The following is a 14,830-nucleotide window of genomic DNA, read 5'->3' as shown; positions in this document are numbered from 1 at the left end:
GCAGGCAAAGGGCTGCCAGCAGCAGCGATGGGCGGGTCGATATCTTGAGGTCGTTGACGTTCATGGTGGGTGTTCAGGGGGGGGCGGGCTCAGTGCGTGAGTGCGGGGGGCTCGCCCGCCGTCGAAGGCGCGAGGAATTTCTCGATGTCCAGCAGGATCAGCATGCGCGGGCCCACCGAACCAATGGCCAGAAGGTGGTCTGGGTTGAAGTCGCCACGCAGCGCGGGCACCGGGCGCAACTGTTCACGCTCCAGCGTGAGCACGTCGGACACCCCGTCTACCACCACGCCCACCACCCGCTGGCCGATATTCAGAACAATCACCACCGTGAGGTGGTCGTACTGCACGGTGGTGATCCCCAGTTTCAGGCGCATGTCGATGATGGGCACGATCACACCGCGCAGGTTCACCACGCCCTTGAGGTCCCCGGTAGCGTTGGCGATGGTGGTGGGCTTCTCATACGACCGGATTTCCTGCACGCGCAGGATGTCCACGCCGTACTCTTCGTTGCCGATCTTGAACGCCAGGAATTCCCGAATGTCGGTCATCTTGGCTTGGGCAGTGCCGGGCGCGGGCGCCAGGCGTGTGGAACGGGGGAGGGTGGCGATGGAAGTCATGTTTGATAAAAATGATATTTTTCGCAATTTTAAGTTTTGAAAATCATATTTGTCAAATAAATGGCTCGGCAATTGATAAAAAGACATGGCAAATTGAGGGCGCGCCGGGGCTGTGGGCGGCGGCTGTCAGGGTTCGGCGTGGAGCACAGTGCGGGTGGCGCGGTGTTTTTTGCGGGGTCGGGGTGGTACGGCAACTGCCAGCCCGCACAATCCGGGGCATGAAAACCCTTCGACTTCGCGCTGGTAAAGAGCGCTCGCTCTTGCGCCGCCATCCCTGGATCTTCGAATCGGCCATTGCCAAGGGTGGCGGCGACAGTGGCGAGACGGTGCGTGTGGAGTCGCATGACGGCCAGTTTCTGGCCTGGGCCGCGTTCAGCCCCAGCTCGCGCATCCGTGCACGGGTGTGGAGCTTTGACGAGGCGCAGCGCATAGATGCTCCATTTTTTATAGCTGCTTGCGCACGCTCCATCATCGCTAGAGCCCGTTTTGATGTGCAAAGCGATGGTGTCCGCCTGGTGCATGGTGAGTCCGACGGCCTGCCAGGGCTCATCGTGGACCGCTACGGCGACACCCTGGTGGCGCAGTTCACCAGCGCCGGCACCGAACGCTGGAAGGATGTGATCGCTGATGCGTTGCTGCGCGAAACAGGCCTGACCAAGCTCTATGAGCGCTCAGACGCCAGTGTGCGCACCCTGGAGGGGCTGGAGCCCGCCACGGGTTGGTTGCGTGGCGGAGTGCCAGTGCAGGCCGGCGATGCGCCGCCCCCGCTGGAACTGGCCATCCGTGAGCACCAGTGGCGTCTGACGCTCAATATCGCCGAGGGCCACAAGACCGGTTTCTATCTGGACCAGCGCGACAGCCGCAAGCGGTTTGCCGACTATGCCCAGCGCCTGGGCTTTCAGCGCGTGCTCAATTGCTTTTGTTACACCGGTGGTTTCAGTGTGGCCGCGCTGGCGGGCATGCGCGCTGCTGAGGCTGTTGGGGGCACAGCGGGCGGGCAGGTGATCTCGATCGATTCGTCGGGGCCGGCGCTGGAGCGGGCACGGGCCCACGTGGCGCTCAACGGGTTTGATGTGAACCGCGCGAGTTTCATGGATGCGGACGTGAACGCCTCTCTGCGCCAGTTCTTGAAAGAAGGCCAGCGCTTTGATGCCATCGTGCTCGACCCGCCCAAGTTCGCCCCCACAGCCGCCCACGCGGATCGCGCGGCCCGGGCCTACAAGGACATTAACCGGCTGGCACTGCAGTTGCTGTCGCCGGGCGGGGTGTTGTTCACGTTCTCGTGTTCGGGCGGGATCAGTGCCGACCTGTTCCACAAGATCGTGGCGTCCGCCGGGGCGGACGCCGGGGTGGACGGTTTCATCCTGGAGCGCCTGGGCGGGGCGCCCGACCATCCGATGACGCTGGAGTTTCCGGAGGGCGAGTACCTCAAGGGGCTGGTGGTGATGCGCAAGGGCTGAGGCCTGGATGCTGCACTGGCGTCCTGCAGGGGCTTGACAGCCTCGGTACACTGAAAAATACGCCCCGATCGGGGCACTGCGGCCTCCAGCAACCGGCCGCAGCACCTGTATTGATTCGATTGAAAGACAGATTTATGGCATTGATCCCCGTCACCATCCTCACCGGCTTTCTGGGTGCTGGCAAAACCACCCTGCTCAAGCGCCTGCTGAGCGAAGCCCATGGCCAAAAGATCGCCGTCATCGAAAACGAGTTCGGCGAAGAGAACATCGACAACGACATCCTGGTGACCGAGTCCAAGGAGCAGATCGTGCAGATGAGCAACGGCTGCATCTGCTGCACCATCCGTGAAGACCTGCGCGAGACCCTGCAATTGCTGGCGGCCAAGCGGCGCAAGGGCCTGCTGGACTTCGAACGCATCGTGATCGAGACCACCGGCGTGGCCGACCCGGGGCCTGTGGCGCAGACCTTCTTTATGGACGAGGAGATCGCCGAGACGTACCTGATCGACTCCATCATCACGCTGGTCGATGCCAAGCACGCCCCCCAGCAGCTCAACGACCGCCAGGAAGCGCGCCGCCAGGTGGGGTTTGCCGACCAGATTTTCCTGTCCAAGACCGACCTCGTCAGTGCCGAGGACACCGAAGCGCTGATCCACCGCTTGAAGCACATGAACCCGCGCGCGCCCATCAAGGCGGTGCACTTTGGCGAGGTGCCGCTCAAGGAGGTGCTGGACCTGCGGGGCTTCAATCTCAATGCCAAGCTGGACATTGACCCCGATTTCCTCAAGGACGAAGACGAGGCGCACGACCACCATGACCATGGCCATGACCACGAACATGGGGAGCATTGCAGCCACCCGTCGCATCAGCATGAACACGGGCAGGGTCACCACCATCACCATGACGACGATGTGAAGAGTTTTGTCTATCGCTCGGACCGCCCGTTTGACCCGGTCAAGCTGGAGGACTTTCTGGGCGCGATTGTCAATATTTATGGCCCACGCATGTTGCGCTACAAAGGCGTACTGAACATGAAGGGCACCGAGCGCAAGGTCATCTTCCAGGGCGTGCACCAGCTCATGGGCAGCGACCTGGGGCCCCAATGGGCCGAGGGCGAGGCGCGGACCAGCAAAATGGTCTTTATTGGCATCGATCTGCCCAAAGACATCTTCCTGCAAGGGCTTGAGCAGAGCCTTATCTGAGGCTTCCATGCCCTTGTGTTTGCCAGGGCTGGCCCACGGGTTTGTGTTGTATCTACAACGTTTCCGTTTGCGTCGGCCCAGGTCGATACAATCGCGCCCCGGTAAAACCCCGGAAGGCTTGCCACCCGCCCTAGGCTGCGAAAGCAGCTGGGCCCGCCCGTACTGCGAGGAGACCAGGAAGTGAAAGCCGACACCAGCAAATCCAAGGGGACCACCAAGGCCACCCCCGTCGCGGCAAAAAGCGCCGCAGCCCCAGCGGCACCCAAAGCTGCTGCGAAGGCCACTGCCAAGGTGGCTTCAGCGCCCAAGGCGATGGTCAGCCCCGCCGTGGCGGCACCTGCTCCGGCACCCGTGCTGCAAGCAGGTTCACAGGTACCCGTGCGCACAACCCGGCCTTCTTCACGATTGGCCCAATTGACCGTACCATCCATGGCACAGGCAGTGGCTTCAACCGCTGCCAAAGCCAGTTATTTACACACCATGCCCACGACCGCGCAAGTGCACCCAACCTTCACGGCTGCCAAAAAAGACCCCAAGCTGGCGAACAACTGGAAAGCCAAGTCCGCCGCTGAGTTGACCGACGCCGAAGTCATGGCCATGCCCGACAGCGAGTACATGAACGACAAGCAGATGGCGTTCTTTCGCCTCAAGCTCGTTCAGCTCAAGCAAGACATTCACAACAGTGCTGGCGAAACCACCGAGCACCTGCGTGAAGACACCGTGGTGGTGCCTGACCCCGCCGACCGCGCCACGATCGAAGAAGAACACGCCCTGGAGCTGCGCACCCGCGATCGCGAGCGCAAGCTGCTCAAGAAGATCGAGCAGTCCATTGCCCGCATCGACGCTGGCGATTACGGTTATTGCGATGAAACCGGCGAACCCATTGGTGTGGGCCGCCTGATCGCTCGCCCCACTGCCACGCTGTCGCTGGAAGCGCAGCAACGCCGCGAACTCAAGCAGAAGATGTTTGGGGATTGAACGGGCTGTGGCTTGTTGATCACCCCGCGCACTCTGTACTCTGAGCCATGAGCAAGGAAGAAACCACCCCCGGCGGCCTGCTATCGAAGGTGGTTCGGTTCGTGAAGAATCCGACGGTCAACTGGACGGAGCTGGACTCCATTCAGGACGACCGGGAGAGCCAGTACAGCAAGCAGATGCTCAAGGAAATGATTGAACGCAAGCGCCGCAACGATTTTGTGCGGCGCCGTGAGTTCGATCAGCTGCGCAAGTTGCGCCAGCGTGAAGTGCTGCAGGGTCAGCGCGTGGAAGACGCTGCCGGTCGGCCTTCGTTCTTTCAGAGCAGCATGGCCTCGCCCGATGAGCGCGCCGTCACGCTCAAGAAGATCGACGAGATCGAAGCGCAGATGTCGCAGCAGTGGTGGAAGAGCAAGCAGGGGGCCGATGCGCCGACCCAGCCGGGCGTGATGCCAGATTCCAGCACCGAAACCTCAGATTCGGCCCACGCCAGGGCCTATGCCCCTACCGCCCCTGGCAGCCTATCGGCCCCATTGGACAACAAGGCGGCCGTTCAGCCGCTGTTTGCTGACGACAGCATGGTCATTGGCCGCTTTGGCGGCACCGATGCGCCCATGCTGGCGGGTAGCCATCACCCTGTCGAGGCGTCCTTCAGCCCTGCGGCTCCTGCGGCCATGACCGCTCCCGCATTCGAACCGGAGGAATTCGTGCACGAACCCGATCTAGAAGAAGCCGCCATCCGGTTTGCCAATGGTGACCATGCGGGGGCCGAGTCTGGCCTGCTCGATGTACTGGCACAGCACCAGCAGGATGAGCCTGAGCAGCAGTTGGAAATCTGGATGACGCTGTTCGATCTGCACCGGGCTACCGGACAGCATGACCGTTTTGATGCGCTGGCCATTGACTTTGCCGCCCAGTACAGCCGCTCCGCACCCTTGTGGTTCTCGATGCCGGAGCAGTTGGGGATGGCGGCGGCCGTGACCCCCGTTGCCGGGGGCGCTGAGGTTGCCCCTGCAGCGGCCATGCGGCGTGATTTCAGCTGGAACGCTCCGCCCACATTGGCTGTGTCGTCGGTGGCTGCGTTGCAGGCTTCGCTGGCGCGCTCTGCGTCGCCCTGGACGCTGTCGTGGGCTCGTCTCACAGCGATTGACGAGGCAGCGGTTCCATTGCTGGCGGACCAGGTCATGCAATGGGCCGACCGCGAGGGGCAGTTTGTGTTTTCGGGCGTTGAAAAACTCAATGCGCTGCTGGAGGCAAAAACCCAGTCAGGCGACCGTTCCAACAGCACGGAGTGGTGGCGCTTGCGCATGGCCGCTATGCGGCTCATGGGGAAACCTGATGAGTTTGAGCTGGTGGCGCTGGATTACTGTGTGACTTACGAGGTGTCGCCGCCGTCCTGGGTGTCGCCGCGCTCCGGGTATTCGGACAACGAGGGCGTCAACTCGGGCTCGGCCCCGCTGGCTGCTGACGGCGATTTGCTGGCCACTGACATGGGTGAGCCGTCTGCATCCGCCGCGCCGGATGTGGGTCCGGTCGCGCAGTTGAGTGGCCACATCGACGGTGATGCCACTCCGCTGCTGCAGCCGTTCGAGGCCATCCTGCGGCCGGGGGTGCCGCTCACGATTGCCTGCGACAAGCTCATTCGCGTGGACTTTGCCGCAGCGGGCTCGGTGCTGAACTGGGCGGCAGAGCAGCAAGGACATGGTCACGTGGTCCAGTTCCACAACTTGCAGCGACTGGTGGCGATTTTCTTCAACGTGATCGGCATCAACGAGCACGCCTGGGTCGTCCCCCGCAAAAACTGACCGAGCGCCATGGCGCCACCCACACGCCCTGGTGGCATGGTGTGGGTAGCGTGGTGGTTTGGCACTGCTTGCAAAATATGGGGTCACCCCCATCTGCCGCAGTTATGGACTCATCTCAAGACAACCCGGTGTTTCACGGAACCACCATCATCAGCGTGCGCCGTCAAACCCCTGATGGCGTGCAAGTGGCCATCGGCGGTGACGGCCAAGTCACGCTGGGGAACATTGTGGTCAAGGGCACGGCGCGCAAAGTGCGCAAGCTCTACCATGGCAGGGTGCTCGCGGGTTTTGCGGGTGCCACCGCCGACGCCTTCACGCTGTTCGAGCGGTTCGAGGCCAAGCTGGAAAAGCACCAGGGCCACCTGACCCGTGCCGCTATCGAGCTGACGAAGGACTGGCGCACCGACCGCGTGTTGCGCCGCCTGGAGGCCATGCTGGCGGTGGCTGATACCATGGCCTCACTGATCATCACCGGCAACGGGGATGTACTTGAACCAGAGCAAGGCATCGTGGCCATTGGTTCGGGCGGCGCCTACGCCCACTCGGCTGCCAAGGCACTTTTGGTAAATACCGAGCTGTCTGCGCAGGAGATCGTCAAGAAGTCGCTCGAAATTGCGGGCGAGTTGTGTATCTACACCAACATGAATCACACCATCGAGACGCTGTGAGTGGCCCGATGTCGGGTGCTTTTGCCGCGTCGCATGGATTGCATTTCCGGTGAAAATGCTCTGTTTTTTATAGCTGTCGGCGCATGATGTATATGCGCTTGAGCCTAATTTGATACCAGGAAGACCTCTATGTCGTCCATGACCCCCCAGGAAATCGTCTCCGAACTCGACCACCACATCGTGGGGCAGGCCAGTGCCAAGCGCGCCGTGGCCATTGCGCTGCGCAACCGTTGGCGCCGCCAGCAGGTCGAGGGCAGCCTGCGCCAGGAGATCACACCGAAGAACATCCTCATGATCGGACCCACGGGGGTGGGCAAGACCGAGATCGCGCGCCGCCTGGCCCGGTTGGCCGATGCGCCTTTCATCAAGGTCGAGGCCACCAAGTTCACCGAAGTGGGCTATGTGGGCAAGGACGTGGATTCCATCATCCGTGACCTGGCAGAGATGGCCGTCAAGCAGACGCGCGAGTCTGAGATGAAGAAGGTGCGCACCCGCGCCGAAGATGCCGCTGAAGAGCGCATCCTGGACGTGTTGATCCCGCCCGCCCGTGCCGCGACCGGCGCCGAACCCGCCGCCGACAACACGGCGCGGCAGGTGTTCCGCAAGAAGTTGCGCGAAGGTGCCTTGAATGACAAGGACATCGAGATTGACGTGGCCGAAGCCCGTGCCCCGCTGGAAATCATGGGGCCGCAGGGCATGGAGGAAATGACGGAGCAGTTGCGCGGCATGTTCAGCCAAATGGGCCAGGACAAGCGCAAGACCCGCAAGCTCAAGATTGCCGAAGCCCTGAAACTCATCGCCGATGAAGAGGCGGGGAAGCTTGTGAACGAGGACGAGATCAAGACCCGCGCCATCGCCAATGCCGAGCAAAACGGCATTGTCTTCATCGACGAAATCGACAAGGTGGCCGCGCGCCAGGAAAGCAGTGGCGCCGACGTGTCGCGCCAGGGTGTGCAGCGCGACCTGCTGCCGCTGGTCGAGGGCACCACGGTGTCCACCAAATACGGCATGATCAAGACGGACCACATCCTCTTCATCGCGTCTGGGGCGTTCCACCTGTCCAAGCCCAGCGACCTGATCCCGGAGTTGCAGGGGCGGTTCCCGATCCGCGTGGAGCTAGACTCTTTGTCGGTCAAGGATTTCGAAGCCATTCTCACGCAGACCCATGCCTCGCTGGTCAAACAGTACCAGGCGCTGCTGGCGACCGAAGGGGTGGTGCTGGAGTTTGTGCCCGAGGGTGTTACCCGCCTGGCGCACATTGCCTTTGACGTGAATGAGCGCACGGAAAACATTGGTGCGCGTCGGCTGTCCACCGTCATGGAGCGCCTGCTGGACGAGGTCAGTTTTGATGCCGCTCGCCTATCGGGCCAGACGGTCGTCGTGGATGCGGCCTACGTGGATGCCCGCCTGCAGACCCTGAGCCAGGACGAAGACCTGTCGCGCTACATCCTGTGACCACTGCGTAAAGCCTTGAGAGGTCACTTTCATAGGCCTCTCTAAGTGCTTCTTTTTCAACGACTTTTGGTGTTTTGCCAGCTGCAAAGTCGCGCCTAAGTCATTGATTTCATTGCAAAAGTTTGTGGAACACCCTCTTGTTCGGTGTGCTTTTCCTGCTACAGTGCAAAAAAGTGCAATTAAGTGGTGAAAAGTGCCCTCAAGGTCCATTGCACGGACCGGCGAGGCGCAAAACCGAATGGGGAATCTGTCCGTGTTTCAAGGTGCCTCGTCGCTGAGTCTCGATGCGAAGGGTCGGCTGTCCGTGCCGACCCGGCATCGTGACGTCCTCGCGGCCACCGCATCGGGTCAGCTCACCATCACGAAACACCCACACGGCTGTCTCATGGTGTTTCCTCGCACCGAGTGGGAGAAGTTCCGTGAACGCATCGCTCAGCTGCCCATGTCTGCGCAGTGGTGGAAGCGCATCTTTCTGGGTAACGCCATGGACGTGGAGATGGACGCCACGGGCCGCGTGCTGATTTCGCCCGAGCTGCGCGAGGCGGCCGGTATTTCCAAGGACACCATGCTGCTGGGCATGGGCAACCATTTCGAACTCTGGGACAAGGCCACCTACGACGAGCAGGAAGCCAAGGCCATGCAGGGCGAGATGCCGGATGTCTTCAAGGACTTCTCCTTCTAAGGCCCACCGTGACATCTTCTTTGCAACACACCACCGTTCTTCTTGCCGAGGCTGTGGATTCCCTTTTGGGCGGCGCCGGTGCCGAGCCTTCTGGCACCTGGGTGGATGCCACCTTCGGGCGCGGGGGGCATTCGCGCCTCATCCTGCTGCGGCTGGGGCCACAAGGGCGTCTTGTGGCCTTTGACAAGGACCCTGAAGCCATTGCCGAAGCAACGCGCATCACCGATGCGCGTTTTTCCATTCGGCACGAAGGTTTTCGCCATTTGGCCGACCTCCCGCCAGGCAGCGCCGCCGGGGTGCTGATGGACCTGGGTGTGAGTTCGCCCCAGATCGACAGCCCCGAGCGGGGCTTCAGTTTTCGTTTTGACGGCCCGCTGGACATGCGCATGGACACCACGCGCGGCGAAAGCGTGGCCGATTGGTTGGCCACGGCCGAAGTCGGTCAGATTGCGGAGGTGATACGTGACTACGGTGAAGAACGGTTTGCTGGCCCCATTGCAAAGGCGATTGTTGCTCGGCGCGAAGAACGGGGCCCTCTTGCAACCACCGCCGAACTGGCCGATCTCGTGGCTGGCGCGGTCAAAACCCGCGAAGCGGGCCAGAACCCTGCAACGCGCACATTTCAAGCTCTTCGGATTTTCATCAACGCCGAGCTTGAAGAACTGCAACAGGCGCTAGAGGCAAGCCTCTCTGTGCTGCAGCCAGGCGGGCGCCTGGTGGTCATCAGTTTTCATTCGCTCGAAGACCGCATCGTCAAGCAGTTCATTGCCAAGCACTCCAAGGAGGTGTACGACCGCCGCGCGCCCTTTGCCGTGCCGCAGGCCATGAAACTGGTGGCCCTGAACCGTATCAAGCCGAGCGCCGCCGAAGTGGCGGCCAATCCGCGCTCGCGCAGCGCCATCATGCGCGTGGCCGAGCGCACCGGGGTCTGACAGCGTGACCCGGCTCAACCTCGTCTTGTTGGTGGCCGTTCTGGCCAGCGCGATCTATCTGGTGCACACCCAGTACGAGTCGCGGCGCCTGTTCACTGAGCTGGACCGCGCAACCGTCGAGGCGCGCCGCCTGGAGACCGAACACCAACGCCTACAGGTGGAAAAGCGGGCGCAGGCCACCCCGTTGCGGGTGGAGAAAATTGCGCGGGGTCAGTTGAACATGCGCACGGCGACGCCTGCCATCACGCAGTACGTGTCCGACCCCCAAGGCGTGGTGGCGGCAGCCCGCGCCGCATCGCAGTCCGGGGGCGCACAGCCATGAGCCGCAGCGTGGTCTACACCGCAAGCCCTTTGCTGGCCAGCAAGACGCCGGTCTGGCGCAGCAAGTTCATCGTGGCCATGATCGCGCTGGGCTTTTTGGGCCTGGGTGCCCGCGCTGCCTATGTGCAAGTGTTCGGCAATGCCTTCTTTCAGCGCCAGGGTGAAGTGCGGTTCGCACGCACGCTGGAGCTGCCTGCGAACCGCGGCAAGATCCTGGATCGCAATGGCCTGATCCTGGCCTCCAGCGTGCCGGCGGCCAGCATCTGGGCTATCCCCGAGGATGTGGACCAAGACAAGCCCGAGGTGCGCGCCAAACTCAAGCAGTTGGCCAAGCTGCTGGATATGCCCCAGGCCGAGTTGCTGAAAAAGCTGGCCGATGAAGACAAAACGTTTGTCTGGATCAAACGCCAGCTCGATTGGGACCTGGGCCAGCAGATCACGGCGCTTGACATCAAGGGCATCTACCAGCGCAAGGAATACAAGCGCCAGTACCCCGAAGGCGAGGCTGCTGCGCATGTGGTGGGTTTTACCAACGTCGAAGATCATGGCCAGGAAGGCATGGAGCTGGCCTTCGACAAGGACCTCGCCGGCAAGGCGGGCTCACGCCGCGTGATCAAGGACCGTCTGGGCCGCGTGGTGGAGAGCGTGGGCGAGACCGTGCCTCCGGTGGACGGCAAGGACATGCAGTTGTCCATCGACAGCAAGGTGCAGTTCTTCGCCTACCAAAAGCTGCGCGACCAGGTGGCTGTGCACAAGGCCAAGGCGGGCAGCGTAGTGGTGCTCGATGCGCACACCGGCGAGTTGCTGGCGCTGGCCAACTACCCCAGTTACGTACCCGACAGGCGCCAGAACCTGAACGGCGAGCAGCTGCGCAACCGCGCGCTCACCGACGTCTTCGAGCCTGGCTCGACCATGAAGCCGTTCACCATCGGCCTGGCGCTGGAAACCGGCCGCGTGCGTCCCGAGACCATTGTGGATACGAACCCCGGACGCATCACGATCACGGGCTCCACCATTTCCGACACGCATAACTACGGCGTGCTCACGGTCGAAGGGGTGATCCAGAAATCCAGCAACGTAGGCACCACCAAGCTGGCCATGCAGATGCCTGCGCGCGAGATGTGGGAAACCTTCTCGGCTGCTGGTTTTGGTCAGAAGCCCCAGCTGCACTTTCCGGGGGTGGTGACGGGCCGACTGCGCCCCTACAAGAGCTGGCGCCCCGTCGAGCAGGCCACCATGTCCTATGGCTATGGCCTGTCGGCCAGTCTGTTTCAGATGGCGCGTTCGTACACCGTGTTTGCCAACGGCGGCCGGGTGATTCCTGCCACGATGCTCAAGACCGATGCAACGGCCGTGGGTGTGCCTGTGTTCTCCGAGCGGACAGCCGACCAGGTGCGCAAGATGCTGCAGATGGCTGCGGGCCCGGGTGGAACGGGCCAGAAGGCCCAGACCGTCGGCTACTCGGTGGGTGGCAAGTCGGGCACTGCGCGCAAGCAGGTGGGCAAGAACTATGCGTCAGGTAAGTACCGCGCCTGGTTTACCGGCATGGCGCCTATCGACAAGCCCCGCATCATTGTGGCGGTGATGATCGACGAGCCCAGCAATGGCGTGTTCTATGGCGGTGCCGTGGCAGCCCCCGTGTTCAGCGAAGTCGTGCAGCAGACGCTGCGCATGATGGGTGTGCAGCCCGACATGGCCGTCAAACCACAAATCGTGGCCAACGCGGTGGAGGAGTCGCTGTGATGCCCGCGCTCCTTCACACCCTGCACTCCGCTGGTGACGCCGTGCAATGGCTGCGCGCGCGTGTCACTGGCACCTTGCACACCGACAGCCGCCAGATTACCCCGGGCGACGGTTTTATTGCCTGGCCCGGTGCTGCCACCGATGGCCGTGCGCATGTGGCCGACGCGCTGGTGCGCGGCGCTACGGCCTGTCTGGTGGAGCAGGCCGGGGCCGAGGCCTTTGATTTTTCCGGCGACCACATGGCTGCACTGCATGGCCTCAAGGCCGCCACGGGGCCGATCGCTGCGCAGTGGTTTGGGCAGCCCACCACACGGCTGGACGTGTGGGCCATCACCGGCACCAACGGCAAAACCAGTACCGCCTGGTGGTTGGCTGGTGCTTTGAATTCGCTATCAAATGAGAAGCTGTCAGCGCATGCCCAGTGTGCGCTGGTGGGCACTTTGGGTATGGGTGTCCCGCCCGCGCTGGTATCCACCGGGATGACCACGCCCGACCCCGTGCGCCTGCAGCGCGCGTTTGGCCAGTTTGTGGCGCAAGGGTTGGGCGCTTGCGCTATCGAGGCCTCCTCCATCGGCCTGGCAGAGGCGCGGCTGGATGGTTCTCGGATCCGCGCGGCCATCTTTACCAACTTCACCCAGGACCACCTCGACTACCACGGCAGCATGGCCGACTACTGGCTGGCCAAACGCGCCCTGTTTGACTGGCCGGGGTTGCAGGCGGCAGTGATCAATGTGGATGACCCCGCAGGTGCCCAGTTGCATGCCGAACTGGCGGGCAGTGCCCTTGATCTGTGGAGCGTTTCTGCCCAGGGGCCGGCCCGGCTTGCCGCGCAGGATATTGCGCTGGGTGAACAAGGCCTGCGTTTCACGGTGGTGGAGGGGGGGGCGCGCCAAGTGCTGCAAACCCGCGTGATCGGCCATTACAACGTGCTCAACCTGTTGGGCGTGTTGGCCACGCTGCGCAGCCGGGGCGTGCCACTGGCTGATGCCGTGCGCGCCTGCGCCAGTCTGCAACCTGTGCCGGGCCGCATGCAGCGGCTGGTGGCTGCCGGACAGCCCCTGGTGGCTGTGGACTACGCCCACACGCCTGACGCGCTGGAAAAAGCCCTGCAGGCCTTGCGCCCCTTGGCCACCGAACGCGGTGGACGGCTGTGGTGCGTGTTTGGCTGCGGTGGCGACCGGGATGCGGGCAAACGCCCCCTGATGGGTGCCGTGGCGCAGCAGAAGGCCGATCAGGTGCTGGTGACCAGCGACAACCCCCGCAGCGAAAGCCCGGCGGCCATCCTGCACCAGATCCTGCAAGGAACCATTGCCGGTGGCTCCGTGCGCGCCGAGCTGGATCGCGCTGCTGCCATCGCACAGGCCATTGCCGAGGCTGCCCCCTGGATGTGGTGCTGATTGCCGGCAAGGGCCATGAAGACACCCAGGAGACGGCTGGTGTGCGCCTGCCGTTCTCCGACATGGTCCATGCGCAAGCTGCGCTGCAGGCCCGAGGAGCCCAGTCATGGGCATGACAATAACGACAGCAACGCCTGCCATGACCTTGCAGCATGCCTTGGCGCTGCTGCAACCGCGCATTCCAGCGGCCCGTCTGGTGGGTGAGGGCACCACGCCGCTGATGCGTGTGCATACCGATACGCGCAGCCTGCAGGCAGGGGATCTTTTTGTTGCGTTGAAGGGCGAGCGCTTTGATGCCAACGCTTTCCTGGCCGATGCCCGTGCGGGCGGTGCCGCGGCGGCCATGGCCCATGGTGGCCTGGCGGCTGCTGGCCTGCCGGGCATCGAGGTACCTGACAGTCTGGTTGCGCTGGGTGCGTTGGCCTCGGGCTGGCGCGCACAATTTGGCCTGCCGCTGATCGGCGTGACAGGCAGCAATGGCAAGACCACCGTGACGCAGATGATCGCCTCCATCCTGCGCGCCTGGCACGGTGATGCGGCCTTTGCGACCCAGGGCAATTTCAACAACGACATCGGCGTGCCTTTGATGCTGCTGCGCCTGCGCGATACACACCGCGCCGCCGTGATCGAGATGGGCATGAACCACCCCGGCGAGATCGCCACGCTGGCTGCCATGGCCCAGCCCACTGTGGCGCTGGTCAACAACGCGCAGCGCGAGCATCTGGAGTTCATGCACACCGTGGAGGCCGTAGCCCGCGAGAACGGCGCGGTCTTCCGCAGTCTGCCCGCCCATGGTGCGGCCGTGTTCCCTGCAGGCGATGTCTACACAGGTCTGTGGCGTTCGTTGGCTGCGGGGCGTGCTTGTCTGACTTTTGGTGCTGGGGGAGATGTGGACTGCTCCCGTGCGCAGTGGCAGCACGGTGCCTGGGCCATTGCCCTGGCAACGCCCCAGGGCGAAGTCTCCATCCAACTGCACATTGCGGGCCGCCACAACGTGACCAATGCCCTGGCCGCTGCCGCCTGTGCCATGGCTGCGGGCGCACCGCTGGCCTCCATTGCACAGGGGCTGAACGACTTCACTCCAGTCAAAGGCCGTTCGCGCGCCTTCAGCGTGACGGCCGCAGGCCGCGAGATCACGGTGGTGGACGACACCTACAACGCCAACCCCGATTCCATGCACGCTGCCATCGAGGTGCTGGCCGAGTTGCCCGGTCCGCAGCTGCTGGTGCTGGGCGATATGGGTGAGGTCGGCGACCAAGGGCCGCAGTTCCACGCCGAGGCCGGAGTGCATGCCCGCAAGGTCGGAATTCCCTTGGTGTTTGCGCTTGGCGCGCAGTCGGTGCACGCCGCGTCGGCGTACGGCGATGGTGCCCGGCATTTCAACGATATGAGCGCACTGCTGAATGCGGTGCGCAACGCCCTGCCCACGGTGGGCAGCGTGCTGGTCAAGGGATCGCGATTCATGAAGATGGAACAGGTGGTCGAGGCCATTGGCGCCGCCGCACTGCCCCCAGAACAACAACAAAAGCCGATCAATCCACGGGAGGGACACCATGGCGCAACGCATTGATAT

The 14,830-nt window shown here is 63.0% G+C and carries 12 protein-coding genes and 1 pseudogene; 12 read left to right on the top strand and 1 reads right to left on the bottom strand.

Going from position 1 to position 14,830, the window contains the following annotated elements; genetic code table 11:
• Nucleotides 1-89: 89 nt before the first annotated feature.
• Nucleotides 90-617, bottom strand: coding sequence for a chemotaxis protein CheW (locus tag CLU85_RS19555; protein ID WP_100411731.1), 528 nt, complete (start codon nucleotides 615-617; stop codon nucleotides 90-92).
• Between the two features lie 218 nt (nucleotides 618-835).
• Between CLU85_RS19555 and CLU85_RS19550 the strand changes: the two genes are divergently transcribed.
• The 12 genes and pseudogenes from CLU85_RS19550 (at nucleotide 836) to murF (ending at nucleotide 14,827) form a co-directional block, all read left to right on the top strand.
• Complete coding sequence (locus CLU85_RS19550) at nucleotides 836-2,077, top strand: class I SAM-dependent rRNA methyltransferase (protein ID WP_100411730.1); 1,242 nt, start codon at nucleotides 836-838, stop codon at nucleotides 2,075-2,077.
• A 134-nt stretch (nucleotides 2,078-2,211) separates the two neighbouring features.
• The gene (locus CLU85_RS19545; RefSeq protein ID WP_100411729.1) at nucleotides 2,212-3,279 is read left to right on the top strand and encodes a GTP-binding protein; all 1,068 of its coding nucleotides are present in this window, start codon (nucleotides 2,212-2,214) and stop codon (nucleotides 3,277-3,279) included.
• A gap of 480 nt (nucleotides 3,280-3,759) precedes the next feature.
• Nucleotides 3,760-4,257: an RNA polymerase-binding protein DksA gene (dksA, locus tag CLU85_RS23665; RefSeq protein WP_369858275.1), complete on the top strand. Its 498-nt coding sequence runs from the start codon at nucleotides 3,760-3,762 to the stop codon at nucleotides 4,255-4,257.
• A gap of 47 nt (nucleotides 4,258-4,304) precedes the next feature.
• Complete coding sequence (locus CLU85_RS19535; protein ID WP_100411727.1) at nucleotides 4,305-6,059, top strand: STAS domain-containing protein; 1,755 nt, start codon at nucleotides 4,305-4,307, stop codon at nucleotides 6,057-6,059.
• A gap of 104 nt (nucleotides 6,060-6,163) precedes the next feature.
• The gene (gene hslV / locus CLU85_RS19530; protein ID WP_100411726.1) at nucleotides 6,164-6,727 is read left to right on the top strand and encodes an ATP-dependent protease subunit HslV; all 564 of its coding nucleotides are present in this window, start codon (nucleotides 6,164-6,166) and stop codon (nucleotides 6,725-6,727) included.
• Between the two features lie 129 nt (nucleotides 6,728-6,856).
• Nucleotides 6,857-8,182, top strand: a complete 1,326-nt coding sequence (hslU, locus tag CLU85_RS19525; protein WP_100411725.1) for an ATP-dependent protease ATPase subunit HslU — start codon at nucleotides 6,857-6,859, stop codon at nucleotides 8,180-8,182.
• 253 nt (nucleotides 8,183-8,435) lie between these two features.
• Nucleotides 8,436-8,864, top strand: coding sequence for a division/cell wall cluster transcriptional repressor MraZ (gene mraZ, locus CLU85_RS19520; RefSeq protein ID WP_100412654.1), 429 nt, complete (start codon nucleotides 8,436-8,438; stop codon nucleotides 8,862-8,864).
• A gap of 8 nt (nucleotides 8,865-8,872) precedes the next feature.
• The gene (gene rsmH, locus CLU85_RS19515) at nucleotides 8,873-9,796 is read left to right on the top strand and encodes a 16S rRNA (cytosine(1402)-N(4))-methyltransferase RsmH (RefSeq protein WP_100411724.1); all 924 of its coding nucleotides are present in this window, start codon (nucleotides 8,873-8,875) and stop codon (nucleotides 9,794-9,796) included.
• 4 nt (nucleotides 9,797-9,800) lie between these two features.
• Nucleotides 9,801-10,118 carry a cell division protein FtsL gene (gene ftsL, locus CLU85_RS19510; protein ID WP_100411723.1) on the top strand — a complete coding sequence of 106 codons (318 nt, stop codon included), beginning with the start codon at nucleotides 9,801-9,803 and terminating at the stop codon, nucleotides 10,116-10,118.
• A complete protein-coding gene (locus CLU85_RS19505) occupies nucleotides 10,115-11,860 on the top strand; it encodes a penicillin-binding protein 2 (RefSeq protein ID WP_100411722.1) in 1,746 nt (581 codons plus the stop codon). Before ftsL ends, CLU85_RS19505 begins: the two co-directional genes overlap by 4 nt.
• Nucleotides 11,860-13,373, top strand: a pseudogene (locus CLU85_RS19500) (UDP-N-acetylmuramoyl-L-alanyl-D-glutamate--2,6-diaminopimelate ligase). Before CLU85_RS19505 ends, CLU85_RS19500 begins: the two are co-directional and overlap by 1 nt.
• Entirely contained in the window at nucleotides 13,370-14,827 is a 1,458-nt protein-coding gene (gene murF, locus CLU85_RS19495) for a UDP-N-acetylmuramoyl-tripeptide--D-alanyl-D-alanine ligase (protein WP_100412653.1), read from the top strand. The pseudogene CLU85_RS19500 and the gene murF overlap by 4 nt, the downstream one beginning before the upstream one ends.
• Nucleotides 14,828-14,830 lie beyond the last annotated feature (3 nt).

It is taken from the genome of Acidovorax sp. 69 (assembly GCF_002797445.1).
GTDB lineage: Bacteria > Pseudomonadota > Gammaproteobacteria > Burkholderiales > Burkholderiaceae_C > Acidovorax.
The sequence above is the reverse complement of the archived record's forward strand: the minus strand, read 5'-3'. Positions and strand labels throughout refer to the sequence as shown.

What these genes read in the sequence shown, in the direction of transcription:
- CLU85_RS19555 (WP_100411731.1), bottom strand. Translation starts at nt 617, where the DNA reads ATGACTTCCATCGCCACCCTCCCCCGTTCCACACGCCTGGCGCCCGCG.
- CLU85_RS19550 (WP_100411730.1), top strand. Translation starts at nt 836, where the DNA reads ATGAAAACCCTTCGACTTCGCGCTGGTAAAGAGCGCTCGCTCTTGCGC.
- CLU85_RS19545 (WP_100411729.1), top strand. Translation starts at nt 2,212, where the DNA reads ATGGCATTGATCCCCGTCACCATCCTCACCGGCTTTCTGGGTGCTGGC.
- dksA (WP_369858275.1), top strand. Translation starts at nt 3,760, where the DNA reads ATGCCCACGACCGCGCAAGTGCACCCAACCTTCACGGCTGCCAAAAAA.
- CLU85_RS19535 (WP_100411727.1), top strand. Translation starts at nt 4,305, where the DNA reads ATGAGCAAGGAAGAAACCACCCCCGGCGGCCTGCTATCGAAGGTGGTT.
- hslV (WP_100411726.1), top strand. Translation starts at nt 6,164, where the DNA reads ATGGACTCATCTCAAGACAACCCGGTGTTTCACGGAACCACCATCATC.
- hslU (WP_100411725.1), top strand. Translation starts at nt 6,857, where the DNA reads ATGTCGTCCATGACCCCCCAGGAAATCGTCTCCGAACTCGACCACCAC.
- CLU85_RS19505 (WP_100411722.1), top strand. Translation starts at nt 10,115, where the DNA reads ATGAGCCGCAGCGTGGTCTACACCGCAAGCCCTTTGCTGGCCAGCAAG.
- murF (WP_100412653.1), top strand. Translation starts at nt 13,370, where the DNA reads ATGACAATAACGACAGCAACGCCTGCCATGACCTTGCAGCATGCCTTG.